Below are 24,806 nucleotides of genomic sequence, written 5' to 3' on the forward strand. Positions count from 1 at the left end.
GACAGATAATTAAATTTTTAAATCAATGAAAAAATATATATGCATGGCAGCTGTATTAGGCTGCACCATGGCCCATGCCCAACAGGCTCCGGAAAGCAATATTGAAGAAGTAGCCATCCAGGGAAGGAAAAAAATAAAGCAGGAACGTGCGGAATTCAAAAGGCATGCACAATCGGTGGAAACGCTTTCTGAAGAAGAACTCAACAGAAATAATCCGGCAGCAATAGATCAGACCTTATCCACCATGCCCGGCGTTCAGGTGGATAAAAGAACGAATTTCGGAGGCCAGCGTCTGGTTGTCCGTGGTTATGGAAACGATCAGAAATTCAATAACTGGGGCGTAAAAGCTTACTGGAACAATATGCCGCTTACCAATGCCGAAGGAATCACTATTCTGGATGATGTCGATTTTGCTTACGTCAATAATGTTGAGGTGATCAAAGGCCCTGCAGCGACAATGTACGGCGGCGGAGTCGGTGGAGTAGTCCGTTTTTACACACGCCCCGATTTCACCAAAGGAGTCAGCGTATCGGAAAATGTTCTGGCAGGAGCTTTTAAAACCTTCCAGTCCCGAACACAGCTTAACGTGGCGGACGAAAATTATTCGGTAAATGCGGCTTACGGCCATCTTGAAACGGATGGGTACCGGCCGAACGGAAGCGGGCTGAAGAACTTCTTCAATGTCAACGGAACCGTAAAGCTTGGTGAAAACGACCAGCTGAGCTTTTTCGGCAGCCAGGCATATTCCTATGAGCACATTTCAGGACAGATTTCTTACGACGATTATGATGCAGGAATCGATAACGGAAATGCGGCTTACATCCGTAAAAACGCGGGCAATAAAATAAAATCAACCCGTGTAGGACTGAGCAATTCGGTGAATATTCTTCCCAATCTTAGAAATTATACCACGCTGTTTTATTACAACGGAAATACAGAAAGTGTTTCCGCAGGAGCATTCGGTATCACAAGCTCACCGAATGTGGGATTGCGCTCGACGTTCACCCTCAAAAATGAATTTAAAGATTTCGAAAACCGGTTCGATTTCGGTACCGAGATCCAGAACTCTATGTCTACAACATCCAGTTACCGCTTTACAGGATCTGTTACAAATCCTCTTGAAACTACAGGGATTTCCGGGGCATCTTATTTTAAATACAATAACAATCAGTCTACCTATTTTGCCATCGATTATCTAACATACAAACCATGGGGTGTAACATTCCTCGCAGGAATTAGTGCCAATAAAACCAATTATGACCGAAAAGATCTGTATGCACTTCCCGGATTGGTTTCAGGGAAAAAAGATCTGTCCTTCGGAAAACAGTACGAAACGGCCTATACTCCTCATTTTGCCTTACAGAAAGAATGGAAGCATCAGATTTTTAATCTGAGTTACAGTGAAGGCTACAATGCGCCTACGGCTACTTCCTCTTTCATCAACGTCATCAATATAGCCAATGATGACCTTAAACCGGAACGTGCAAAAATGCTGGATTTCAGCGTGCATGGCTTACTGCTGGATACCAAACTGGATTATCAGGTTTCTGCGTTTAATATTAATTATACGAATAAACTCACTCAGTTATTTGGCAACAACAATACTTACAGCTATTGGGCGAACACAGGAAACCAGAGAAACACCGGTTTGGAAGTGAGTGTAGGGTATCAGTATAAAAATGATAATTCTTTTGTTAACAGAATTGTGCCTTTTGTAAATATGTCCTACTATGATGCGAAGTATAAAGATTTTACCAATAACTTAACAGGCGGAAATTCTGTTTATAATGCAGTAAATAACGGTAAAAATTATAATCACCAAACGGTAGTAGGTGTTCCGAGAAACAAATATGCCATCGGTCTGGATCTTTATACAGAACCTGGTTTTTATCTGGTGAATACCTACAATTATCTTGGGAATGTCTACACCGATTTTGCGAATACCAATCTTGTAAAAGGTTTCGGATTGCTTAATTCCAAATTGGGTTACAAGAAATCTTTCGGCAGATTCGATCTTGATGCCTATGTTATGGGAAACAACCTGACCAGCCAGATCAATTATACCTTCCTGTTCTTAGGGAACAGTATTAATGATTCGGATACGGGCAGCGGGTATCCGAAAGGAGTTGCAACGGATCTCAATCCCGGGCCGAGTAAAGCCTATTTCTTTTACGGGCTGAATCTGAAATACCGGTTCTGATCCTCACAAAAGCTGCTTTATCCCGATGAAGCAGCTTTTTATTAAATTTCCGGCTCTTTGCTCCTGGCATGTTTGTAACCATCCATCCGGACCTGAGCAAAATAATAATGCGTATCGAACAAAAAAATAGCATCCTGACTTTACAATTTTATATCTTTGTCATTAAATATGATATAATAGATATGGTAACTAATCCATTTATTCTTAATAAATTCGGCTTTATGGGTGATGATTTTCTAAAGGAACTTAATCAGCATGCTATAATGACTCAAATTAAGGCCAAATCCGAAATTGTAAGGGAGGGGCAGAAGAATAAATTTGTTCCGTTCCTTATCAACGGATCCATCAGGGTTTTTACTTTGAATGACGGCCGTGAGCTTGTTTATTATTACATTCGGAGAAACGACAGCTGTATGATGACGTTTTCATCCATTTTTACCGATTACATCAGCCGCGTATATGCCGTTGCTGAAGAAGATTCCGAAATCATGCTGATCCCTGTTTCGGTAATCCACGAATGGCTGATCCGCTTTCCTGAAATCAATAAAGTGTTCTATCATGAATATGATAAAAGGTTTTCCGATGTGATGAGCATGGTGAATGATGCCGTATTCCACCGGCTGGATAAAAGGGTGCTGAACTATATCCGTCAGCAGGTTTCCGTCACCGGAAACAATCCGATCCGGCTTACCCACCGGGAAATTGCAGGGAATCTCGGCACTTCCCGCGAAGTCATTAGCAGGGTACTGAAAAAAATGGAAAACGAAGGCGAACTCGTTCAGACCAAAGAAGGCATAAAAATTCCTGTAAATGAAAATGTTAGATAAAGCTAATATTCTTTGTTAAATAATATTAATAAGTCTTATTGATAAAAACAGTCCGGTCTGTGACTTTTATCACACAATTTTCCCTGTTTAAGTCTCTAAGTTTGTCCTACTAATTTTTTAATAATGGGTATGACAAAAACTCTCTTATTTTTGTCGGTATTCATCACAGGTTTCGCCTTTGCACAGGACGATCTGCTGAAAGATATCGATACGGTTCAGACAAAAACCCCGGACATGGAACAGCCTGCATTCAAAGCACTCCAGATCGTTACCGGACAGTCGACAAAACTTGCTGCAAAAAACGAATGGTATATTGTAGTAGCGCACCGTTTTGGGGATGTTAGCAAAGGATTCAAAGACTTTTTCGGGCTGGATAATGCCTCAACCAAGCTCGGAGCGATCTACGGGATTACCGATGGTATTTCCGTAAGCCTTTCCAGGGAAACCAATCTGAAAACTTTTGAAGGTGCTGTAAAATACAAGCTGTTAAAGCAGAATGAAAACTTCCCGGTGGATATCGTAGGATATAACGTGATGGCCGTAAATACAGACCTCAGCAAAGATAATTATCCGCATCTTCAGTTTGGTGACAGACTTTCTTACCTTACCCAGGCGCTTATTTCAAGAAGATTCAGTGATAAATTTTCCCTGCAACTTACGCCTTCGTATGTTCACAAAAACCTGTACGAACCTTTGGTGGAAGATAAAAATCAATTCCTTACGGGATTGGGGGGCCGTTATAAGATCTCAAAAAGGATTTCCATCAATGCCGAATATTTTGTGAATTTCGACAACCACAGTTTTTACAAAAATCCGCTTTCATTAGGGATGGACATCGAAACCGGGGGACACGTGTTCCAGCTTTTATTCACCAATTCCCAGCTTAATTCCGATATAGGCTACCTTACCAATGCCGCCGGAAGATGGGAAAAAGGACAGATTTTCTTCGGGTTTAACCTTTACAGAGTATTTTAAGTATGAAAAAGTTAATATGTATTATTTCAGCAGCCGTTGCATGCATCGCCTGTGAAAGCAGAACCTACGAAGAGATTTCAGATAATACGCCGATTGCACAGGTAGTAACGTACAATAAAGATGTTAAGGCGATCATGGACGCTAATTGTGTAAGTTGCCATTCACCGGGACCGCAGGCCCTGACCAATTATTCTCAGGTTAAAAACAATATCGACAATATCATCAACAGGATTAGCCGTCCCAACGGAGATCCTTTGAAAATGCCGCAGGGTGGAAGTCTTTCTCCTGTACAGATCAATATCATCACCAAATGGAAAGCCGACGGGCTTCTTGAAAATTAAATATATTCTTATGAAAAAGCTCATTTTAGTTATTGCAGCAGTACTTTTTGCCAACTTTGCATCGGCACAGAAATATATAGCCAAAACAGGAAAAGTATCATTTGAGGCTTCTGTTCCTTTGTTTGAAGATGTTTTCGCACAGGATGACAACAACGTAGCGGTAATCAATGCCGATACAGGAGAATTCGCCTCAGTTTCCAATGTGAAGAACTTTCATTTCAAAACAAAGTTGATGGAAGAGCACTTCAACGAAAGCTATGCGGAAACGGCAAAATATCCTAAAACCACCTTCAAAGGAAAAATCGTTAACTTCGATAAATCCAAATTATCCTCATCCCCACAGAAGTACACGGTTCAGGGAACACTGAATTTCCATGGAGTGGATAAAGCATACAATTCTACGGCTTCTGTTTATGCCAAAGACGGGAAAATATACATGTCCGGAGGATTTGTCATAAGATCGGCGGACCATAAAGTAACCATCCCTAAAATGGTGAGTAAAAAAATCGCGGAAAGTGTGAATGTTCAGTATAACTATGTCTTTTCAAAACAATGAAAAAGATCATTTTATTCTTAAGTCTGTTCCTGAGTATGGCATTCGTATCTGCTCAGGAAAAGGCAAAATCAATCTATGATATTGCCAGAAGCGGGACGGTTGCTGAAGTGCAGGAACTTATGAAACAGAACCCGGATATAATCAATCAGACCAACGATAGCGGTTTTTCACCGCTTATTCTGGCCTGCTACAGGGGAAATGTTGAGGTGGCTAAATTTTTGATGGATCATGTGAAAGACATTAATTACAAAAGCCGGGAAGGAACAGCCTTATCCGGGCTTTCTGTAAAATACAACAGAGAGCTGGTAGAATACCTTCTCAGCAAAGGGGCCAACCCGAATATCGCAGATGCTTCCGGCGCTACCCCTTTGTTCTGGGCCGTAAAGTTCGGCAATAGGGAAATGACGGAACTGCTGCTGAAGCACAAAGCCGATAAAACGATAAAGGATGCTCAGGGAATGACGCCCTTTGAATACGCATTACAGACAAACAATAAAGAAATTATTAATCTTCTTAAAAATTAACGAATGAAAAAAGTTTTACTCACTTTGTCAATGGCTGCTGCCTGCTTAGTCAACGCACAGCTTTTTTCTACGGGAACCGTTAGTCTCGGTTCTTCGGGAATGACGGTGAAATTGGTGACCGATCCTACAACCGTTACCATTACCTTAACCGGAGACAGCAATTCAATGCTGGGAATTGGCTTCGGAAGCTCCGGAATGGCATCCGGATCAGACGGGTTTATTTACAATTCCTCTGCAAACAGGGATTACACGTTTGGAGGATATACAGCGCCTACAGCTGATGCATCCCAGGATTGGACCCAGACTTCGAACACGGTTTCCGGAAGTACCAGAACGGTTGTGGCAACACGCTCGCTTGCGGGAGGATCAGGAGATTTTGCCATTCAGAATGCACCGGGCAGCATCAATATTTTCTATGCAAGAACCGGTGGCAGCCAGGCAATCGCTTACCACTCCACAGGTCTGAGAGGCTATGCAACACTTACGATGGGATCTGTTCTGGCAACTGGTGAAGTAGCTGCTGAAACCAAAAAAGTAGTGCTTTATCCAAACCCTGCTAAAGAGACTTTTACCTTTAAAAGCGTTGAAAAAATCAAAAATGTAGATATTTACGAAGCTACAGGAAGAAAAGTGAAGTCTGTAAAAGTGGACGGAAAGGAAGTAAATATTTCCGAACTAAGACCGGGAAATTACTATTTGGAAATCACTTTAAAAGACGGTTCGACCGTCTTCGAACAATTGATCAAAAAATAAACGGAAGGCCACTGAAAAGTGGCTTTTTTAATTTATAATGATCAATACAGGGGATCAGTATTAAAATTTGAAATTAGCGAAAAGTTTAAATGATATGAATTCAAGATTTGATAACTGCTGTTCTGAAACAGCCATTTCCTGAAAGGTATTCTCTGACCATAATATCTTCAGTTTACGGGTAATTTTCTTATCATACCTGGCAAAAGAGTAATATCCATAAGTATCATTTGCTGAATATAAACTGAAAGTTTACGAACGTAGTTCAGTCTTTGCGAACGAAAAATAAGCGGTTGGAAGATCAATTGTTCTTAGCGCCGATAGCGTTAGAGATTATTTACATAGCTCAACAACTTTGTGTTTAATCCACCAAAGCTTTAATGTTTTTTTAACCGGTTAAATTTTCCTGAAAAAAACAGGGAGACTAACTTTGCAGAAAATATAAGCAATGAAGCAGGGACTATCATTTTTAATGCTGATTTTTTCACTGGCAATTTTCGCACAGAAAACCAATACGGATACTGCTCAGGTAGTGGTTCCGGACAGGTATAACAGCGTGGAGGCACAGGCCAAACCGTATGTCATCATGATTTCCACCGATGGATTCCGTTGCGATTATGCGAAGAAATACCGCGCGGAAAACCTTCTGAAATATTCCAATGAAGGGGTTCAGGCCAAAGATATGCTTCCAAGCTACCCAAGCATTACCTTTCCGAACCACTGGACCTTAGTCACCGGGTTATATCCTTCTCATCACGGCCTTATCGACAATTATTTTTACGATTATAAAAGGAAGGAAAATTATGAAGCGAGTAGCAGAAAAACTGCAGAAGACGGAAGCTGGTACGGCGGAACTCCGCTTTGGGCACTCGCCGAAAAACAGGGCATGGTTTCCGCTTCCATGATGTGGGTAGGCTCTGCAAGCGAAGCCGGAGGAAAAAGACCGACATATTATTATCCTTACCACGAAAAATTTTCACCATCTGAAAAAGTGCAGAAAGTGATTGACTGGCTCAAGCTGCCCATGGAGAAAAGGCCGCATTTTATTGCATTGTATTTTCCGGAGGTGGATGCGTCCGGCCATCATTTCGGTCCCGATTCCAAAGAAACGGAAGATGCTGTACACTCAATAGACCACGCTATCGGCAATCTGGTTCAGCAAGTCAGTGATCTCGGACTGAAGAATGTAAATTTCATCTTCGTCTCAGACCACGGCATGATCAAAGTAGACGGTGAACATCCTTTGGAAATTCCTTCCCTGTTACTGGATAAAAATAAATTCGATTATTACAATTCCCAGACAATTTTGAGGGTCTACGTTAAAAATCCGAAGGATATCAGAAAGACTTACAAGGAACTAAAGAAAAACAAAACCGGAGATTACGAGGTCTGGCTGGATAAAAAGCTGCCCCAATATCTTCATTTCGCTACAAAAGATGACCGTTACAACAGGATCGGACAGATCATACTGATCCCGAAAGCCCCGAAAATATTTCTTGAAAAAGGAAAGAAAGGTCCGGTTGGAAAACACGGCTACGATCCGCGTATGGTTCCTGAAATGAAGGCCACCTTCTTTGCCTGGGGTCCGGAATTCAAAAATAACCTGGAGATCGGTGAATTTCAAAATGTAAACGTGTATCCGTTAGTCGCGGATATGTTAGGGTTAAAAATAAGTCAGCCCATCGATGGAAAGCGGAAAGTGCTGAAGAAAATAGTAAAAGAAAACAAATAGCATATTTCGGTGGGCAAGACCCACCGAAATATTATATGACAAAAATATTCAGGAATTAAATACTTCGGCAAACTCTTCTGAAAAATCTTCTAAACGGGTTGTTCTTTTCACTAACGCACCGTGTTCAATAAAATCTTTTTGTACAATCCCGGTTCGGAGCCCGCGGCCCATTTCGGTGTATAGTTCCGCCATTTCCTGAGGAAGCCCGGCCTGCAGCATCCCGTTCAGCGACTCGTCATCTTTAAATTCTACCCATGGAAGCTCAGGCTTTTCAACTGCATTTCCAAGAACTTTTGCAAAATCAGATGCAGGGCGAATATCGCTTACAATATACCTGATCGTATGGCCTACAGTATTTTCCAGCAGTTGTTCTGCGGCAGCTTTGGCAATATCTTTCGGGTGGACTAGGGGAACTTCTGTGTTTCCGGGATAATTTGCTCCGAGAATCCCGGCATTTTTGATCAGCGGGATATCGCTGAAAAAATTAATGTAGAAATAGCCTGCTCTTAAAAATACGACCGAAGTATGTTCCAGTTCGCTGTAAAGTTTTTCGATGTGATAAAGACCCTTGATCGGGCCGTTCTCTATTGCAGATCCGGCTCCTACGCTGCTCAGCATGACCGCTTTTTTTATACCGGTTCTCTTTACCGCTTCAGCATAATTTTTTCCCGCATTGATCGTTTGTTCCACAATATGCTCTTCGCCCATACTTGGAGGTGTCATTAAAAATGCGGCATCTGCACCTTCAAAAGTCCGGATTAAAAAGTCCGGATCTGCGATAGACCCGATGGCTGCCCGGGCGCCCAGTTTTTCAATTTCAGCTTTTTTAGATTCGTTGCTGCTGATAACCGTGATGTGATGTCCTTCCGAAATAAGTTCTTTGGCCAGAGGCTGGGCTACATTTCCCAACGATCCTGTGATAATAATTTTCATAAAAGATATTTTTTATTTTCGGAAACAAAGGTATATTTGTACTTACTTTTTTACAAGTACTTACCCTAAAGTATGTATCATTATGACCGCTATTAAAGAATCGTCAACCATTCAGGAAAACAAAAAGACCATACAGGATTGTCCTGTAATGTACATCATGGAAAGAATCGGCGGGTTCTGGAAACCCATTATCCTCTTCAATCTCTCTACCGGAGAAAAAAGATACAGCGAACTGAAAAAAGCCATTCCTGCCGTAACCGAGAAAATGCTGATCCAGCATTTGAAGCAACTTGAAGCAGATGGCCTAATTATCAGGACGGCCAGACCCATAGTACCGCCGCATGTAACGTACAGACTCAGTGAAGCCGGTAATGAGCTGGCTCCTGTTATTGATGCGATGGCAGCATGGGCTTTCCAGGATATGGAAAGGCATAATAACGGATTGGCTGAAGAAAACAGATATAGAACGAATAGGGAGCAGGATACTTTCAGCAGGAATCTGAAAAAATAAAACAGGGCTTCCGGTGTGAAACCCTGCTTTTATAATGAGAATCAAAAGATTTACAGTGACTGCATATCAATCACAAAACGATATTTCACATCGCTTTTCAACATTCTTTCGTAAGCATCATTAATTTCGCTTATTTTAATAAGTTCGATATCCGAAACAATATTATGTTCACCGCAGAAATCCAGCATTTCCTGTGTTTCGGCAATTCCTCCGATCAGGGAACCGGCTACTGAACGTCTCTGGAAGATCATCGGTAGCGTGCTTGGCTTGGTTTCCTCAAACTGTCCTACGAATCCTACTAATACTAATGTTCCGTTTAACGCGACCGTTTGCAGGTAAGGATTAATATCGTGCTCATAAGGAACCGTATCGATAATAAGGTCGAATTTCCCCTGTACCGAATCCATGTGTTCCTGCTCTGTGGAAATAACCACATGGTCTGCACCCAGTTTTTTTGCATCTTCGGTTTTTCCGGGCGTCCTTGAAAATAAAGTCACTTCCGCATCAAGGCCTTTGGCCAGCTTGATCGCCATATGTCCCAAACCTCCCAAACCGACTACCGCAACTTTGGAATCCGGCCCGACATTCCAGTGTCTCAGCGGAGACCAGGTGGTGATTCCGGCACACAGAAGAGGGGCCACGGCTGCCAGATCCAGGTTTTCAGGAACGCTCAGCACAAAACCTTCGTCCACAACTACTTTCTGGGAATATCCTCCGAAAGTCTGGCCGCCCAGATGCTTGTCTTTTCCATTATAAGTTCCGGTAAATCCTTTCTGGCAATATTGCTCCAGGTCATGCTTGCAGCTTTCGCATTCTCCGCAGGAATCTACCATACAGCCAACGGCAGCCAGGTCGCCCACTTTGAATTTGGAAACTTCGCTTCCTACATTGGTAATTCTTCCTACGATTTCATGTCCCGGAACTACAGGGTACATCGATCCGCCCCAATCGTTTCTTGCCGTATGAAGATCGGAGTGGCATACCCCGCAGTACAGGATTTCAATTTCAATGTCTTTTGCGGTAACTTCCCGTCTTTCGATCTTTAATTCCTGAAGATCCGCCGTTCTGGATTCCGCGCCGTAAGCTTTTACTGTGAATGTGCTCATTTGTTTAGTATTAATTATTTTTTTGTTTGTTGTCTGTTGTCTATTTGAATCGAATACCCCTGGCCATCCTTTGAAAGATGATTCCCCGGCCATCGGCAGACCTGAAGCCCACTGCTTTTATAATCTGATGCTATGGCTGCAAAATTCGAACCTTTTGCCATAAACCGGCTTATATAAATTACGGGAAGAACTACCAATTTTACCGGCCACACCAAATGTCCTGTAGAAAGTGGTAATTTTGAACCTATAAAAAATAAAAGTCATGCAGAATCAGGGCGTTGAAGTTTTTAATACCATATCGGAATACAATAAAATGCTGAACCATGAAACCCTGCACCCGCTGGTGAGTGTGGTAGATTTTTCGAAATCGAATCCCATCTGCCAGTTTACCAGGAAGTTTGGGTTTTACACCGTTTTCCTGAAAGATGTCATGTGCGGCGACATGCAGTACGGCAAGCATAGCTACGATTATCAGGAAGGAACACTGGTGTTTATTGCACCCGGACAGACCTACGGGATTTATAACGCAGAAACTTACATTCAGCCTGCCGGTTTTGCACTGGTTTTCCATCCCGATCTGCTGAAAGGAACTTCTCTTGGAAAGAACATCAAAGAGTATAACTTCTTTTCCTATGATGTCCACGAAGCGCTGCATCTCTCCGAAAGGGAGCGGGAGACGGTTCTGGAATGTCTGAAAAACATAAAACACGAAATCGCACAACCCATCGACAAGCACAGCAAGTCCTTGATCATCAACAATATCGAACTGTTCCTCAATTACTGCATGCGGTTCTACGACCGCCAGTTTATTACCCGGGACTATGTAAACCGGGGAATTATCGGAAGGTTCGATACTTTGCTTAATGATTACCTGCGTTCGGAAAAACCTCAGCATATCGGGTTGCCGATGGTCAATTATTTTGCCGATCAGCTGAATTTATCAGCAAACTATTTCGGCGACCTGATCAAAAAGGAAACCGGGGTTTCCGCGCAGGAATATATTCACAACAGGCTTATTGATGCAGCGAAAGACCAGATTTTCGATCCGGCCAAATCCATCAGCGAAATTTCCTACAATTTGGGCTTTAAATACCCGCAGCATTTTACCCGCCTGTTTAAAAGCAAAGTAGGTGTTTCCCCAAGTGAGTATAAGTCATTGAACTGATTTTATAATTCTTACACTGCCGATGTAGACTGATCTTTTTGTCATGCTGCAGGAATCTCCATATAGTACTAAAAAGTAAACATTCGCATTGGGCTTGGACCGCTTTTGTCTTAGTTTAAAACCATTAATAGTTGCTTCCAATTTATAAAAGCAATTGCTGAATGTTTGGAGTGTTTTATCATATCAGGTTAATCATTGGTATTGGCTAATGATCCTATGTCGGCCAACTCGAAGATAAAGTAAATTTTGTAATTTTGGTAAATGATAGAAAGATCACAGTTCAATCAGGAGCTTTACAGTTCCATTGCAAAAATTATTATTGATGCAAAAACCCAAGTATACAGAAGCAGTAATACGATATTGCTGAAAATGTATTGGGAAATTGGAAAGCTTATCATTGAAGATGAGCAGAATGGTGAGCTCCGGGCTAAGTATGGTAAATCAGTTTTAAAAAACCTTGCTGCACAAATATCATTGGAATTTGGAAAAGGCTTTAATGAGAGAAATCTTAATAATATGCGGGCTTTTTTCATGGCATTTCCAATTTGGAACGCAGTGCGTACCGAATTAAGCTGGACCCATTACAGAATTATCAGCAGAGTTGAAAATCCTGAACACAGAATACAGTATATTGAACATTCGATTGAAGGGAATTGGAATACCAGGACACTTCAAAGAAATATTGACAGCCAGTATTTAGGAAGATTACTGAAATTGCCGATATCGGAAAATAAGGAGGTCCCCAATTTTATAAAAGATCCATATATCTTTGAGTTCTTAGGTATTCCCTCAGACATATCACAGACTGAAACCCAAATAGAATCGGCTTTAATAACGCATCTTCAAAAGTTTTTGATGGAGCTGGGGAAAGGATTTGCCTTTGTAGCAAGACAGCAGCACATTGTTACTGATACCTCTGATTTTTTTGTGGACCTTGTATTTTATAACTACTATTTGAAATGCTTTATACTTGTTGATCTGAAGACTCATAAGCTTACTCATGAAGCGATAGGTCAAATGGATATGTACGTAAGGATGTATAATGACCTTAAAAAGGGAGCAGACGACAATCCCACGATAGGAATGATTTTATGTACCGAAAAAGATGAAACGGTTGTAAAATACTCTGTGATGTCAGATAATGAGAAGTTATTTGCCAGTAAATATAGAACATATTTACCTGACGAAAAAGAATTGAAACAGCTAATCGAAGCAGACAGAGTAAAATTTCAATTGGACAATCAAGATTAAATATAGGATTATTTTAAAATCTCAAAAAAAGATCTGTAATTACAATCACAGTATTTTTAAAATAAATTATCCCAAGCCGTAACTTGGGATTTTAGTAGGTGATTTAAATTTCTCTATGAAATTATATAAAGTTTAGGTTCTAATCCTTTTTACTTAATAGATACCAATAATTAATTGGGAAGAATGCTAAAAATACCCGAACAATTACTCCGAATTTTTTTTCAAAATATTTGCCGGAATCAATACCAAATATTAGGAAAAGGATTATTAATACGAAAGCCAAAATTGAAGATATATAAACTTGCTTCTTATTCGGAATTAACATTGTGAGACTTAATAGTATAAAGGAAAATATGAGGTGAGAAATTGTAAAAACATCTAAATTTCCCTCAAAATCTAAAAAATCAAGATTACTTAAGGCTATCAAAGTTAATATTCCAATGAAAAAATTTGCAATTAAGCGGTATTTTTTCCAAGTAAAAAATATAATCGCCAGTGTAATAATCAATAAGGATATTTGAAAAAAATTCATTTTTATTTTAAAATTATTTTAAATGCTTCAGTGACATAAAATCCACCTCTATTTATTTTAGGATTAATCCAATTATTTATTTCTTCTACCATAATGTTATTTGATGGTACGCCTTGTTCGACAATATATTTTTTTGTAAGTTCCAGAACATTTTTAGCTATTTGTAAATAATTAGTCTTGATTCCATCAACTGATGCCAATATTCTGGGAGAATTTGCATAGTATACTGGGATATAAATTTCCTTCTTTCCTAAAAACTTTGCAATTTCATAATCAATAATCCCTTTCATGGAAGGCTTTTCCTTTTGATTCCTTTTTAAGAAATCAAGCATCTTATTAAACAAAGATAAATCTAATTTAGAATATTCCAAATTATATTTATTAGCAATAAGCCATGCTAGATTTTGTACATAAATAAAATACCAGTTTGGACGTAGATAAATCATATCAGGATATCCTCCATCCGCAAAGGCATGTTCTCCTGTATAGCCATCTTTACCATACATAATAAAATCAGAGGTACCTTTTGGCATATATATATATCTTTTAACGCTTCTTTAAGTGTTTTACCTTGAAATATAATTTTTTGTTTACTTTCATTTTCTAAGAAATCAATACCATACTCACGCATATAATAATTAAAAAAAGTAACCCACGGCTCTACCTTACTTTTAAGTGTTTGTTCCGAACCCACCTGCCAGGATTCGATATATTTTTTAATTGTTTCGTCATCAACTTTTTCTAAATTAATATGTTCTTTAATGTCATCAGGTTTTAAATTATCAATTTTAGTATGTGCATATGTATCACCAAAACGATGTAAGAGTTTCCCTAATTCTTCTATTTTGTCATTCGGTGTATATAAAAACTTTATAGCGGTAAAAAACTCCTCAATTCCGTGAAAACCTCCGGTAAGTGAGTGAATCTTCTGTTGTGGGCCAAAAGGATGTCCCCATGTATCATTTAATTCAAATCTTAATTCATCATGAACGGTTGTATCTGGTGCTTCAGTTGCTTTGGCTAAAACTTGTGCAAATTTTTTATCCATGCCAAGCATTAAACAAACTAAATACACCGTGCTATAATGGCCATCGGTTTCATATTTTAAATAGGCCTCATATTTTCGACGCATCTCTACAAGCTTATCTGCTTTAGGAAGAGCCGTTGGTGGAAGTTTTAAACCTGTAACTTTTATTTTATTTACTTTGGGATCATTTTTAGGTAATCTCAATGCAGTAACTCTATCTTTCATCCGTTTTGAATTTTAAATAAAACTAAGCGGCCAATGCCGCTCAGTTTCTAGGTTAGATCAATCTTTAGGTAATGTACTCTCTGTTTTATCAGAACGATTTAACTGAATATCTCTCTGGACAAAGCTCGTATCAATTTCCAGTTCCATAGGATTTTCACAGTTCTCCGGGTTATTCTCATGGAAGATCGGTAAAGGCTGGTCTACCGGCAGTCCTGTAGATTTATCCTGCAGGATAGTCAATGTCGTAGGAAGCCTTGTAATCCAGAATTTTCCTTGCGCTTTTCCGGTTGGCTGACGCATTTCATCAACAATACTCATATATAACGGATCACCGATAACAGGAACCTCACCACCGTTCCAAATTTTTCCTGTAGTTAAGAAAAACTGTATGGCGTCTTCAAAGCCTGGCTTAACCGTTACAATCACTCTCGCCATACCGGCCTGTAGAAAACTTCTGAATAACGGATCCACACTTTCGCTTACATACATTTCCCGCCACATTTTACGGTTGGCCCAATAGTAAGGATAGAATGTATAATCCATAATTTCCCATTCAAATGCCTGTTCCAAAAATTTGGCAAGAGCAGTATATTTGTCTAAATCTTCGTTTAAGTATACCTCAAAATTTTCCATCTTGTCCCCATTCGTGAAGTTTTGTCCTAAAACATTTAGATAGTCTTGTAATAAATAGGCTACACAATTATGTTTTAAAACGTCATGTTCCATATAACGATAAAAGTTGCTGGATTTTTCTTTTGCTTCAGCTTCTTTATCTTTTTGTTCTGCATCCAGCTTAGCCTGGTCATCAAGGAATTTTTTATATGCCGCTTCATAGGCTGTGATAATGGCATTGAAGTTTTCAGTATACCATTGTTGCATGAAGTTTTCAGATAATTTACACGTTAACGTTACACCGAATGAAACATTTTTAACATTTTTTCCCCTATAGGTAAAATTGAACGTACCTTCAAGATTTAATCCATCTTCATCCCAGGTTCTCTGAAAAGGACTTTCAAATGTTATAATGCCTCTCAGTCCTCCTTTTCCGTTGTCAATATACAATATACATGGCGTTACAAACCATCCATAACTTGCTGTCACCTTAACACTCATTTTTTTCGCAGTATAATTTTGAGTAATATTGATTGGTACTGCAATGGGACCGAAATCCCCGGTGGTATTGGGGCTTCCTGTAATGTTCTGGTTGATCTGCAATTCTTCTTTGGGGAGATCCGTTAATTGAACCCCGTAAATCTGTGCCCAATATTCGAGTAACTCCTTTGTAGCAGCTTTAGGATTCGGCATATTGTGAGGTCTCTCTGCTTTCCTCGGATCTACCGGAGCTGTAAGAATCTGACCTTTTGAAACAGCTGAAGATAAGCGGTGTAATTTTGCAGGTTCGGGAATCATGAATTCAAACATGGTACGCTTACCATAATTGTAGATCTGATTCTTCATCTTTTTATCAATCCATCGGTAAACTCCGGTAATATGTTTGGGTGATGTGTCAGAGCTGTCCGTATTGGTTACTTTCCCACGGTTATCGAACTCATGAACATTGGTTTCGGTGTATTCCTTAATGATCTTCTGAACCCTTTCTTCGGAAATTTTTGTAAGGACTTTTTCCATTGCTTTTTCCGTAATTTCCTGAGACTTCATTACTGCCTGCCTGGTGCTGTCATGCTGCGCTGTATTATTCGCATAATCGGCTCCGATCTCAAACTTATTGGTTAATCCGTCAAAACTATATCTTGTATGGGCATTAAAAGCTTGTTGCCTTTCAAGTTCTTTTGCAACTTCGGTTTGCATATCTGCTCTTGAAGTCTTTCCCGTATCAGACGTTTTTTCCGTTTCCTGAGATTTTGAAGTCGTATCTATTATTTCAGAATAGTCTCTTGCAACAGATGATTTGTGCCTCAGTTCGCTCGCCATGACATTCTCAATATTAGAAACTTCTCCCGGAACGTATGCATGGACACTCTGAACAACTTTCATATAATCGGCAACCCCTAATCTCTTAATTCCAAAATGTTTTCTTTTAGAACTCCCTTTTTGGGATCCTGCATCTGGAGAAGCAGCCCCTTTCAGAATAAGCTTCCCGGTATAAACTTCCTTATTGCCTAGACGGGACAGCTCCATATAAGCCTCTCTTCCATTTGAAAAAATTACTTCTATTAAAAGTTTATTGATATTTTGAAATTTATTAATCAAACTTGTAGGGAAAATAATTTTATCATCCGATACCGTGATATTGCTGTACTTTTCTTCAACATGGCCCAAATCAGTATCTGCACTTATTTTAGCATTGGACACATTCCATGACGTATCTTCAACTTCAAAAGAAAAGTCAGCAAAAGATCTGGCTTCCGAATAGATCGAATAATAATTATAAGCTACAAATGAATAGGCGAGAGGTGTTTTTGACGTATTATTTACTATAGGAATCGATGCACCGCCTACATTTACATACTGTTCCTGTTGTAATCTTCCATTTTCGATTGCAGTTTGAGATTCTGAAGAAATTTCTCGCTCTACTGTATCTATTGCTTTTTGAAAAGTATCAACATGCTGGTTGGTCTGAAAGGTATTTGCTCCAATTTCCGAAATAATTTTAGACTTTGCTTCGGGAGTACTTTTTGAAAGTTTTACAAAATCTGAGCTTAAAAAGATTTCAACAAATAAATCAAAAGATTTTGGAGAAAGATTTTGCTGTAGATATCTCGAACTGAGTTCCTCAAAGTAATTAAATTCAAATGGCCGTACCACAAATTCTTTTAAAGATTCATATAGCTTTTCTTTTTCTTCTTCTGAAGTTTCCGGAGTGATTCTCTTTTCAACAGCCAATACTTTCCTTTCAAATAGCTGTAATGCCTCTCCGTAAGTTTTCAGATAGTCTGAATAGGCATTTTCATAGGCTTCGTTTTTACCTTTATTATAATCTTCTTGTAGGCTTTGTAACTCAGATTTTAGTTGTATTAAAGACTCTTTTCTATAAGTCGCCTTACTTACGACCAAGTTTTTTTCGGCCTGGGCAATAAGCCTTTGTTGTGCGATGTTTCCAATGTTATCCTCGGAAGTTGATCTCGAAGTATCTGATGTAATTGCATTCAAACCGTTATCTTCAGAAAAGAGATATGTCGGAAGTACAATCTTACCAATCAGCGCATTTTCTAAAGGTTTCTTCTCTCCGTTTGCTTTTATGACATCTTCATCAATCTCCATATGCTGGGCAAATCCAATATGAAGAGCTTTCAGGACATGACCAATCGCTTCTTTCGTATAGAAGTCTTTTTGGATAACAACCTGGAAAATAAAATTATTCCAAAGAGTTTGGAATATCTCCAAGCCTTTACTGTTTAATTCTTTACTACCAAGATCAATTAAGTTTCCATAAAAAGTTTTAGTAAACTTAAAATGAAAGTCGTCAAGTTTTTCATTTTTTGAGATTTTTCTTCCGATGATCAAAAGTTGTCCAAAGTCGCTGGTTTCAACTTCCTTTTCAGTTTTAAAGCTGGTATTTTCAAACTGACGCGCAACTTGAGACAATACATTTAATTTTAAGTTTTTTCCTGCATCATTTGCAATAGCTTCATCAAAAAGCCCTTTTACTCCGGAAGGTCTATGAATAAATCCTAAATTTCTTCTTTTTGTTTCTGTAAGTTGTGGATTTCTTAGGCTTACGAATCTGAAAAGCGTCTGTGACGCATTGTTGTTTGTAGACATTTGTGTAAATTTGTTTTGGTTTTATATAGGTTAAAATTTGAAGGCTCTTTTTATTAGAGTGGACTTCAGGTTTTAGCCTTATTTTTTAGGTGGTTCAGACTAACAATGTCCACCGTAATTTTTAAAATCCAATTTCATTTCCTTTTTTCTATAATGCAAATATCTATCGGCGTAGCGTCAAAACTCGTCGCATTAAATTTTTTTTTAATATTTTTTCAACTGATATATGTCGTGATTTTATTATTGAAGAAAGATAGCAACAGGCAGCGACAGAACTCGTCGTATTATATTTATCTAAAAGCTTAAATTTTTTTTACTTTCGTAAGAATCAATTAATATCTGTTGTAGTAATTAATTTATAAAAGAAGTATTCTTATATTAGTCTCAGAAGACGATAATTCAACACAAAATGGATAAAGGAAAAAAAATAGGCTACAGTTCTCCACTGAGATTTTATTGGGATGAACTTTATAAAAATCAAAAAAAACTTACTCCTGAATTTTCGGATGATATTATTCTCTCATTATTGAGATACAATATCCTACACTCTCCTCTTTTACCAGGTGAAAGCTTTGAAAAAAGAGATTTATTAATAACTGGATTAGAATTATGGTTACAAGATTCTAAAGCAGACTTACTGCATATTTTCTTTTTAGAAAAATATTTACAGGAATTTCTTGAGAACACCAATTTATCGGATATAGACGGAATAAGAAAATATCTTTATGATAATGGCGAAAAGAAACAAATTACTTACACTAAAACAAAAGGAGATACAAATTGCGTTTATTATTCTTTTGGACTACATATTCCTAATGAAAGAAACGGTTATGCTTTTGCCCTGACTTTATTTGAAAATAATACTTTAGAATTATATTTCTCGCATGGCAAAAGTAATGGTGTTATGTCAGACATATTTTACAAGGATTTAAATAATAAGCGAGATTTACAATCAGTTACATTGTCAAAAATGTTCCGGCTGGCTATCAACACAATTGCATATATGAAATGTTTTCCTGAATGTGTAGTAGATGGTGTTCCTAAAATTTCATTTCCGAGAGGTGAAGATAGATCAGATAATAATGTAGTTTTTAAAATGTCTGATAAAATCTATGATGAAAGGAACTACCAAATTTCTAAAATACCACACTTCAGAAAAGGATATTTTAGATTATTAAATTCCGATTATTATACTCATAAAAAAGGACAATTAATTTATATTTCTGAAACGATGGTAAAAGGAAAAGCTAAAACTGTTTCAAAGTCTGACAATATTGAAAAATTTGATTAGTAATTAGTCTCACAAAACGATTATATTTAAAAGAATATAAATTTTATTTTCGGCATGACCACCCAGCAACATTCGGAAGTCCTTACTTTTCAAACCCCTTCCGGAAGAATTCCAGCGATTACGGAAGATGGCGTTATCAAAGCGAAAAGCATCCGTTACGCCCGTTCAGAAAGATATAAAAGGCCTGTTCCTGTAGATGTAGGCTGGCATGAAATTCCGGAGAAGACACCGGTCTGTCCACAGCACATCAGTCCGCTGCTCGAAAGGCTGATCCAGAAAACCGAGGTAGATCAATTTGAGCCTGATGAATCGCCACAGTTCTTAACCGTTACCCGACCGGAATATATCGGTGAAGATGAAAAGCTTCCGGTTATAGTCTGGATCCACGGCGGATCTTATGAAATAGGCTGCGGAGATCTGCCAACTTCCGATCCTGCAGTTTGGGTTAAGGAACAGCAGGTGATTGTCGTTTCCGTTTCGTACCGTCTTGGACTGTTCGGTTTCCTGGGCGGGAGTGAAGAACGGCCTGCCAATTTAGGTTTGTTTGATATCATTGAATCTTTACGCTGGATCGGAAAAAACATCCTGAGTTTTGGAGGAGATCCTGAAAATGTTACCCTGTTCGGGCAGTCTTCGGGAGGTGATGCAATTGCCCATCTGATGATCTCCGAAGGTGTGGACCGATTGTTCCGAAGAGCCATTATTCACAGTGCACCGCTCGGTTTCAGACTCAAAAGACAGAAAATGTCGCTGGAGTTTTTTCGCAGGACCGAATTTTTAAAAGATGAAAAAGATCCTTTAAAAATGGTGGATGAATATGTAAATTTCCTGCCTTCATTCCGGAAGTACGGTTTAAAAACCGCTATGCCTTTCTGTACGCAATACGGTTTTGCCCCATTATGTACGGAAGAGGAAAGCCTTTCCCAATGGAAGAAAAATGCAAAAAAATATGATGTGCTGATCGGATCCAATCAGGATGAAACTGCTTTTTATGTGAAGACCGCGCAGGAAGGACTGTATACTTATCTCCATAACAGAATTCTCAACAGCATCGTCCGCAAAACCACGGAATCCATTTATGAAAAACCTGCTGACATTTTTGCCAGGAATTACGCGGATGGCGGAGGAAATATCTATCGGTTTACTATTAAATCCACTTTAAAAGGAAATTATATCGGTGCGTCGCATTGTGTCGATCTTCCGTTGATTTTTGAAAATGAAGAAGCTTGGAAAGATTCGGAATTGCTCAAAGAAGTTCCTTGGAAGTATATTCAGGAAAACGGGAGAAAGCTCCGGGCTCTTTGGGCTGAGTTTGCGGCAACCGGGAAAATATCCGATCATTCGGAACGGCCGGAAATTCTTGAACTCCGAAAAGTTTAGTTTAAAAAATTTAATCCGCAAGCGGTTTAAAAAAGATCGCTCCACAGGAAATCAGATCTAACTTGCTGAAATGCAAATCAAAACTGAAAATCCTCCGGAGCGACAATAGAGTCAAGTAATAAATAAATTCGACTATATTTAATTTTATTTCAATGAGTTAATACGAAAAAACGATTTTTAATAATTCTAGATTTTAAAAGATTCGTTTTTACCCATTAACAGAGAATATTGATTGAGACTTTAAGGCGCTCGGCAGGAAAAACTCCCAGCTTCCGACATCCTTCTTCCAGCCTATTAATCTTTTATTGTTCTTCCAGCCATACGCTGACATTTCCGGCAGGTACAGGGAAATTTCCCCATCCGTTCTCATCAATGGTCACTTTATCTTCGGATCTTCCCAATGCGTCGTAGAAAGTTTTTCCGATGTATCTTTCGCCCATTTCCATCGGCTTTTCATAAGCATTTTTATTACTCAGCACCACCGCACAGCCGGAATGTTCTTCGTCCCCTAAGCGCACCCAGCCTAAGCAATTAGCATCCTCAAAATAATCCCTCTGTTCACCGTAAGCATGGTCTTTTCTGGCTTTCAGCAGTTCTTCGATGCCATCTACTTTATTCAGGAATATTTCCTGGTCGCTGCCTTCTTTATCTTTGTCTACATAATGAGCGCCGTACAGGTCAGGATAAAAAATACACGGATAGCCATCTATTCTTAAAAGAATTAAAGCGTAAGCCAACGGCTTGAACCATTCTTCCACCGGGGCCTCCAGATCCTGCAATGGCTGGGTGTCGTGATTATCCACCAGGGTTACCGAATGCAGAGGATCTTCCTGGGTTAAGGTTTCATCAAAAATCCTGCGGAGGTCATACGAGCCGCCTTCATTTGAAGCAGTGTGGAAATTGTGATGAAGCGAGCTGTCGAAAAGGCTCATACAGCCTTCCGTAGCGGCAATGTATTTTTGGAGCAGCGGAAGGCGTCCCGGAGCCCAGTATTCCCCGACTGCAAAAATGTTCTGGCCGGTGTTGGAGCGAAGCATCGTAAGCCATTCCTTATAAAATTCGTAGGAAATATGTTTTACGGCATCAAGACGTACGCCATAGAATTCCGTTTGGTCAAAATACCATTTGCCCCATTTATTCAGCTCTTCCCTTACAAAAGGATTCCGGTGCTCGATATCGTTGAACATCAGGTAGTCGTAATTGCCTTTTTCATCATCAATCATTTCTTCCCAGCTGTCGCCATATTCCGATTTGATCATATAAATGTGGGAATCCATTCCCTCCGCGTAATCTACCCCGGTAAAGCAGGTGAAATTCCATTCGAAATCGGAATATTTCTTATTCCTTCCCGGAAATGTAAATTTTGTATACGACTGGATCTCGAATTCATCGGAAATGATTTTTTCACGGTCATTCTCATCCACTTTTACCACTTTAAAAGTCTCCAGCTCATCGCCGCCACCTTTATGGTTCAGTACGATGTCCACGATTGTTTTGATATTGTGTTCCTTCAGGGCGCTGATTGCCTTTAGATATTCTTCTCTGGTACCGTATTTTGTGGCTACTGTTCCTTTTTGGTCGAATTCTCCGAGATCGTAAAGGTCATAGGTATCGTAACCAGTAGAATCTTTTCCGCCTGCCGCTTTATAAGCCGGTGGGAACCAGACGGAGGTAATGCCGAGACCGGCTAAATATTCTGCATCATTTTGTGCCTGCTTCCACAGCTTTCCATCTCCTTCGGAGTACCAATGGAAGAATTGAATCATCGTTTCATTCATAAAATTGTAAATTTGGTTACTACAATTTAGTGAAAAAAAACGGATTATCGGTCATCGAATTCTTCGAACGGGATTTTCAGCTGTACGGAAACCTGCTTTTTTTCTTCCGTATTCAGATGGGAGAGGGACAGTCCTAACAGGCGTACGGGTTTGTCAAAAGGCCTGAGTTCCCATAATTTCTTGCCGGTTTTAAGATACTGTTCCGGTAAAGAGAAATAATCTTCCTGCGTTATGCTCCGGGTATACAGGGAAAAATCTTTGTACTTGATTTTCAGGGTTAAGGTTCTTCCCAGGATGTTATTTTTCTGCAGGCGGCTGTGAAGTTCTTCGCTCAGGCTTTCTAGTTTTTCGTTGACCTGCTGCTCTTCAAAAAGGTCTTCGGAAAAAGTCCTTTCCACGGCAACGCTTTTCTGGATTCGGTGCGGTTTTACTTCCGAAGTATGGATCCCGCGGACTACGTTGTAATAATGTGCTCCTGATTTCCCGAACAGTCTCGTTAAATCTTCAATGGATCTTTTCTTCAGGTCTTTGCCCTTGTAAATACCTAAACTGAACATTTTATTGGCCGTCACTTTTCCGACGCCGTAAAATTTTTCTACCGGAAGCTCTTCTAGGAAAGTCTCGATTTTGTCGGGATGGATGGTTTTCTGTCCGTTCGGCTTGTTGATGTCGGAAGCTACTTTGGCAAGGAATTTATTTACGGAAATCCCGGCAGAAGCGGTAAGTCCGGTTTTCTCAAAGATTTTCCTGCGGATTTCCTTCGCAATGAGATTGGCAGATTCCATTCCTTTTTTGTTTTCCGTAACGTCGAGGTACGCTTCATCCAGCGACAGCGGTTCTACCAGGTCAGTATACTCGTAGAAGATTTCCCTGATCTGCCTGGAAACTTCCTTATATCGGGGAAAACGCGGTGGAACAAAAATAAGATCGGGACATTTCTGCTTGGCCGTCTTACTGGGCATGGCAGAACGTACCCCGAATTTTCTTGCTTCATAGCTGGCTGCTGCGACCACACCGCGGTGCTGGCCACCGACAGCGATAGCTTTTCCTTTCAGTGCAGGATTGTCATGCTGCTCCACGGAGGCATAGAAGGCGTCCATATCGACGTGAATGATTTTGCGGGTGGGAAAAGGAGAATCCATACCGCAAAGATATGGATTCCTGTTAGAGTTTAAAGTTCAAGGTTTTTTATATTCAAGGTTAAATATACCTCAGTTTTATTTTTAAATCTTCGCTTTATTTCAATAGTTTGTTGATAGTTACCTGGATTTCCGGATCGTCCGGAGTGATAGCGTAATATTTGGCAATAGCGGATTTTTGGTCAATTACCATATATCTCGGGATCCAGTTGAGGTCCACATAATTATTAAAATCGTTTTTCCACCCGGAAGAAAACCAGTAGTTTTCTTTCCCTTTCATTTCAAATCGTTCCAGGCTTCTGTCAAAACCTTCTTTGGAACGGTCTAGTGAAAGGAATACAAAATCAATATTTTTATTGTTCTCTTCCAGTTCTTTGGCTTTCGGAAGCGCATTCAGGCAATCCCTGCACCATCCGGCCCAGAAATCGATGACCAGCACTTTGCCTTTATGCTGATCCAGGATCTGCTGAATGGTCACTGTTTTTCCTTCTTCATTTTCCAGTTTCTGCGCTAGGGCTTCTTTGGAAAAGCCTGTTTTCAGGACCTTTGGGGTCTGCTGCGAACAGCCTAATCCGAAAATTCCCATCATCAATAATAACAACAGTTTTTTCATGTTCAAAAAAATTATTTATGCAAATCTAGGTCATAAAAGGGAATGCAAAACCACTTTTTATGAAATACTAAAAATCCGTGAGATTGAGGATTTCTATTAAGAGCGTTGATTCAATATTGTTTAATTTATTTAACAAAGAAAAAACGGGAGAAAAGTAGCGGCATTTTCATTAATAGAATAGAAAGCAATATTATTGCATGCTTAAGCGGTCAGTTAAAAAACTTCCA

Annotated in this window: 21 protein-coding genes; 13 read left to right on the forward strand and 8 right to left on the reverse strand. The window is 39.4% G+C overall.

The genetic code is table 11. The features are described 5' to 3' along the window. The first annotated feature begins 25 nt into the window (after positions 1 to 25). The 8 genes from ACED20_RS18015 to ACED20_RS18050 all read left to right on the forward strand — a co-directional run bounded on the left by ACED20_RS18015 (position 26) and on the right by ACED20_RS18050 (position 7,905). A complete protein-coding gene (locus ACED20_RS18015) occupies positions 26 to 2,200 on the forward strand; it encodes a TonB-dependent receptor (protein WP_378106143.1) in 2,175 nt (724 codons plus the stop codon). A 263-nt stretch (positions 2,201 to 2,463) separates the two neighbouring features. Next, positions 2,464 to 3,027 carry a Crp/Fnr family transcriptional regulator gene (locus ACED20_RS18020; RefSeq protein WP_294197967.1) on the forward strand — a complete coding sequence of 188 codons (564 nt, stop codon included), beginning with the start codon at positions 2,464 to 2,466 and terminating at the stop codon, positions 3,025 to 3,027. Between the two features lie 129 nt (positions 3,028 to 3,156). Then, positions 3,157 to 4,002, forward strand: coding sequence for a DUF5777 family beta-barrel protein (locus tag ACED20_RS18025; RefSeq protein ID WP_294230393.1), 846 nt, complete (start codon positions 3,157 to 3,159; stop codon positions 4,000 to 4,002). A gap of 2 nt (positions 4,003 to 4,004) precedes the next feature. After that, positions 4,005 to 4,343, forward strand: coding sequence for a hypothetical protein (locus tag ACED20_RS18030; RefSeq protein ID WP_294230396.1), 339 nt, complete (start codon positions 4,005 to 4,007; stop codon positions 4,341 to 4,343). A 10-nt stretch (positions 4,344 to 4,353) separates the two neighbouring features. Beyond that, positions 4,354 to 4,899: a YceI family protein gene (locus ACED20_RS18035; RefSeq protein ID WP_294197970.1), complete on the forward strand. Its 546-nt coding sequence runs from the start codon at positions 4,354 to 4,356 to the stop codon at positions 4,897 to 4,899. Then, positions 4,896 to 5,423, forward strand: coding sequence for an ankyrin repeat domain-containing protein (locus ACED20_RS18040; RefSeq protein WP_294197972.1), 528 nt, complete (start codon positions 4,896 to 4,898; stop codon positions 5,421 to 5,423). The genes ACED20_RS18035 and ACED20_RS18040 overlap by 4 nt, the downstream gene beginning before the upstream one ends. Before the next feature lie 3 nt (positions 5,424 to 5,426). After that, a complete protein-coding gene (locus tag ACED20_RS18045; protein WP_294226687.1) occupies positions 5,427 to 6,176 on the forward strand; it encodes a T9SS type A sorting domain-containing protein in 750 nt (249 codons plus the stop codon). A 445-nt stretch (positions 6,177 to 6,621) separates the two neighbouring features. Further along, a complete protein-coding gene (locus ACED20_RS18050) occupies positions 6,622 to 7,905 on the forward strand; it encodes an ectonucleotide pyrophosphatase/phosphodiesterase (RefSeq protein ID WP_378106147.1) in 1,284 nt (427 codons plus the stop codon). Between the two features lie 48 nt (positions 7,906 to 7,953). Here the strand turns inward: ACED20_RS18050 and ACED20_RS18055 are convergent, their stop codons facing one another. Continuing rightward, positions 7,954 to 8,838, reverse strand: a complete 885-nt coding sequence (locus ACED20_RS18055; protein WP_378106149.1) for an NAD(P)H-binding protein — start codon at positions 8,836 to 8,838, stop codon at positions 7,954 to 7,956. 82 nt (positions 8,839 to 8,920) lie between these two features. On the opposite strand from ACED20_RS18055, the gene ACED20_RS18060 reads away from it, so the two are divergent. Beyond that, positions 8,921 to 9,349 carry a helix-turn-helix domain-containing protein gene (locus ACED20_RS18060; RefSeq protein ID WP_294293400.1) on the forward strand — a complete coding sequence of 143 codons (429 nt, stop codon included), beginning with the start codon at positions 8,921 to 8,923 and terminating at the stop codon, positions 9,347 to 9,349. A gap of 50 nt (positions 9,350 to 9,399) precedes the next feature. On the opposite strand, the gene ACED20_RS18065 is transcribed toward ACED20_RS18060, so the two are convergent. Further along, positions 9,400 to 10,455, reverse strand: a complete 1,056-nt coding sequence (locus ACED20_RS18065) for an NAD(P)-dependent alcohol dehydrogenase (RefSeq protein ID WP_294314454.1) — start codon at positions 10,453 to 10,455, stop codon at positions 9,400 to 9,402. Positions 10,456 to 10,717: 262 nt separating this feature from the next. On the opposite strand from ACED20_RS18065, the gene ACED20_RS18070 reads away from it, so the two are divergent. Together ACED20_RS18070 and ACED20_RS18075 are read left to right on the forward strand one after the other, a co-directional pair. Further along, a complete protein-coding gene (locus tag ACED20_RS18070; RefSeq protein WP_378106152.1) occupies positions 10,718 to 11,620 on the forward strand; it encodes a helix-turn-helix domain-containing protein in 903 nt (300 codons plus the stop codon). Positions 11,621 to 11,881: 261 nt separating this feature from the next. Beyond that, a complete protein-coding gene (locus ACED20_RS18075; RefSeq protein ID WP_378106154.1) occupies positions 11,882 to 12,871 on the forward strand; it encodes a YhcG family protein in 990 nt (329 codons plus the stop codon). Positions 12,872 to 13,405: 534 nt separating this feature from the next. Here the strand turns inward: ACED20_RS18075 and ACED20_RS18080 are convergent. From ACED20_RS18080 to ACED20_RS18090, 3 genes are read right to left on the reverse strand one after another with little or no spacing between them, the layout of a single operon-like run. Further along, complete coding sequence (locus ACED20_RS18080; RefSeq protein WP_378106156.1) at positions 13,406 to 13,936, reverse strand: hypothetical protein; 531 nt, start codon at positions 13,934 to 13,936, stop codon at positions 13,406 to 13,408. Beyond that, the gene (locus tag ACED20_RS18085) at positions 13,846 to 14,655 is read right to left on the reverse strand and encodes a hypothetical protein (protein ID WP_378106158.1); all 810 of its coding nucleotides are present in this window, start codon (positions 14,653 to 14,655) and stop codon (positions 13,846 to 13,848) included. Before ACED20_RS18085 ends, ACED20_RS18080 begins: the two co-directional genes overlap by 91 nt. Before the next feature lie 57 nt (positions 14,656 to 14,712). Continuing rightward, the gene (locus tag ACED20_RS18090) at positions 14,713 to 18,378 is read right to left on the reverse strand and encodes a hypothetical protein (RefSeq protein WP_295210955.1); all 3,666 of its coding nucleotides are present in this window, start codon (positions 18,376 to 18,378) and stop codon (positions 14,713 to 14,715) included. 409 nt (positions 18,379 to 18,787) lie between these two features. On the opposite strand from ACED20_RS18090, the gene ACED20_RS18095 reads away from it, so the two are divergent. Together ACED20_RS18095 and ACED20_RS18100 are read left to right on the forward strand one after the other, a co-directional pair. After that, a complete protein-coding gene (locus ACED20_RS18095) occupies positions 18,788 to 19,669 on the forward strand; it encodes a hypothetical protein (protein ID WP_294239531.1) in 882 nt (293 codons plus the stop codon). A 54-nt stretch (positions 19,670 to 19,723) separates the two neighbouring features. Beyond that, positions 19,724 to 21,049 carry a carboxylesterase family protein gene (locus ACED20_RS18100; protein ID WP_294239532.1) on the forward strand — a complete coding sequence of 442 codons (1,326 nt, stop codon included), beginning with the start codon at positions 19,724 to 19,726 and terminating at the stop codon, positions 21,047 to 21,049. 302 nt (positions 21,050 to 21,351) lie between these two features. Here ACED20_RS18100 and ACED20_RS18105 read toward each other — a convergent pair whose 3' ends face one another. The 3 genes from ACED20_RS18105 to ACED20_RS18115 form a co-directional block, all read right to left on the reverse strand. After that, positions 21,352 to 22,827, reverse strand: coding sequence for an alpha-amylase (locus ACED20_RS18105; RefSeq protein WP_294226705.1), 1,476 nt, complete (start codon positions 22,825 to 22,827; stop codon positions 21,352 to 21,354). A 44-nt stretch (positions 22,828 to 22,871) separates the two neighbouring features. After that, a complete protein-coding gene (gene dinB / locus ACED20_RS18110; RefSeq protein ID WP_294239536.1) occupies positions 22,872 to 23,969 on the reverse strand; it encodes a DNA polymerase IV in 1,098 nt (365 codons plus the stop codon). Between the two features lie 94 nt (positions 23,970 to 24,063). Continuing rightward, the gene (locus tag ACED20_RS18115) at positions 24,064 to 24,579 is read right to left on the reverse strand and encodes a thioredoxin family protein (RefSeq protein WP_294239538.1); all 516 of its coding nucleotides are present in this window, start codon (positions 24,577 to 24,579) and stop codon (positions 24,064 to 24,066) included. Positions 24,580 to 24,806 lie beyond the last annotated feature (227 nt).

Source organism: Chryseobacterium sp. sg2396 (assembly GCF_042610505.1).
Taxonomy (GTDB): domain Bacteria; phylum Bacteroidota; class Bacteroidia; order Flavobacteriales; family Weeksellaceae; genus Chryseobacterium.

Excerpts from the sequence above, each read along its gene's own strand:
- ACED20_RS18015 (WP_378106143.1), top strand. The coding sequence starts at position 26 with ATGAAAAAATATATATGCATGGCAGCTGTATTAGGCTGCACCATGGCC.
- ACED20_RS18020 (WP_294197967.1), top strand. The coding sequence starts at position 2,464 with ATGACTCAAATTAAGGCCAAATCCGAAATTGTAAGGGAGGGGCAGAAG.
- ACED20_RS18025 (WP_294230393.1), top strand. The coding sequence starts at position 3,157 with ATGACAAAAACTCTCTTATTTTTGTCGGTATTCATCACAGGTTTCGCC.
- ACED20_RS18030 (WP_294230396.1), top strand. The coding sequence starts at position 4,005 with ATGAAAAAGTTAATATGTATTATTTCAGCAGCCGTTGCATGCATCGCC.
- ACED20_RS18035 (WP_294197970.1), top strand. The coding sequence starts at position 4,354 with ATGAAAAAGCTCATTTTAGTTATTGCAGCAGTACTTTTTGCCAACTTT.
- ACED20_RS18040 (WP_294197972.1), top strand. The coding sequence starts at position 4,896 with ATGAAAAAGATCATTTTATTCTTAAGTCTGTTCCTGAGTATGGCATTC.
- ACED20_RS18045 (WP_294226687.1), top strand. The coding sequence starts at position 5,427 with ATGAAAAAAGTTTTACTCACTTTGTCAATGGCTGCTGCCTGCTTAGTC.
- ACED20_RS18050 (WP_378106147.1), top strand. The coding sequence starts at position 6,622 with ATGAAGCAGGGACTATCATTTTTAATGCTGATTTTTTCACTGGCAATT.
- ACED20_RS18055 (WP_378106149.1), bottom strand. The coding sequence starts at position 8,838 with ATGAAAATTATTATCACAGGATCGTTGGGAAATGTAGCCCAGCCTCTG.
- ACED20_RS18060 (WP_294293400.1), top strand. The coding sequence starts at position 8,921 with ATGACCGCTATTAAAGAATCGTCAACCATTCAGGAAAACAAAAAGACC.
- ACED20_RS18065 (WP_294314454.1), bottom strand. The coding sequence starts at position 10,455 with ATGAGCACATTCACAGTAAAAGCTTACGGCGCGGAATCCAGAACGGCG.
- ACED20_RS18070 (WP_378106152.1), top strand. The coding sequence starts at position 10,718 with ATGCAGAATCAGGGCGTTGAAGTTTTTAATACCATATCGGAATACAAT.
- ACED20_RS18075 (WP_378106154.1), top strand. The coding sequence starts at position 11,882 with ATGATAGAAAGATCACAGTTCAATCAGGAGCTTTACAGTTCCATTGCA.
- ACED20_RS18080 (WP_378106156.1), bottom strand. The coding sequence starts at position 13,936 with ATGCCAAAAGGTACCTCTGATTTTATTATGTATGGTAAAGATGGCTAT.
- ACED20_RS18085 (WP_378106158.1), bottom strand. The coding sequence starts at position 14,655 with ATGAAAGATAGAGTTACTGCATTGAGATTACCTAAAAATGATCCCAAA.
- ACED20_RS18090 (WP_295210955.1), bottom strand. The coding sequence starts at position 18,378 with ATGTCTACAAACAACAATGCGTCACAGACGCTTTTCAGATTCGTAAGC.
- ACED20_RS18095 (WP_294239531.1), top strand. The coding sequence starts at position 18,788 with ATGGATAAAGGAAAAAAAATAGGCTACAGTTCTCCACTGAGATTTTAT.
- ACED20_RS18100 (WP_294239532.1), top strand. The coding sequence starts at position 19,724 with ATGACCACCCAGCAACATTCGGAAGTCCTTACTTTTCAAACCCCTTCC.
- ACED20_RS18105 (WP_294226705.1), bottom strand. The coding sequence starts at position 22,827 with ATGAATGAAACGATGATTCAATTCTTCCATTGGTACTCCGAAGGAGAT.
- dinB (WP_294239536.1), bottom strand. The coding sequence starts at position 23,969 with ATGGATTCTCCTTTTCCCACCCGCAAAATCATTCACGTCGATATGGAC.
- ACED20_RS18115 (WP_294239538.1), bottom strand. The coding sequence starts at position 24,579 with ATGAAAAAACTGTTGTTATTATTGATGATGGGAATTTTCGGATTAGGC.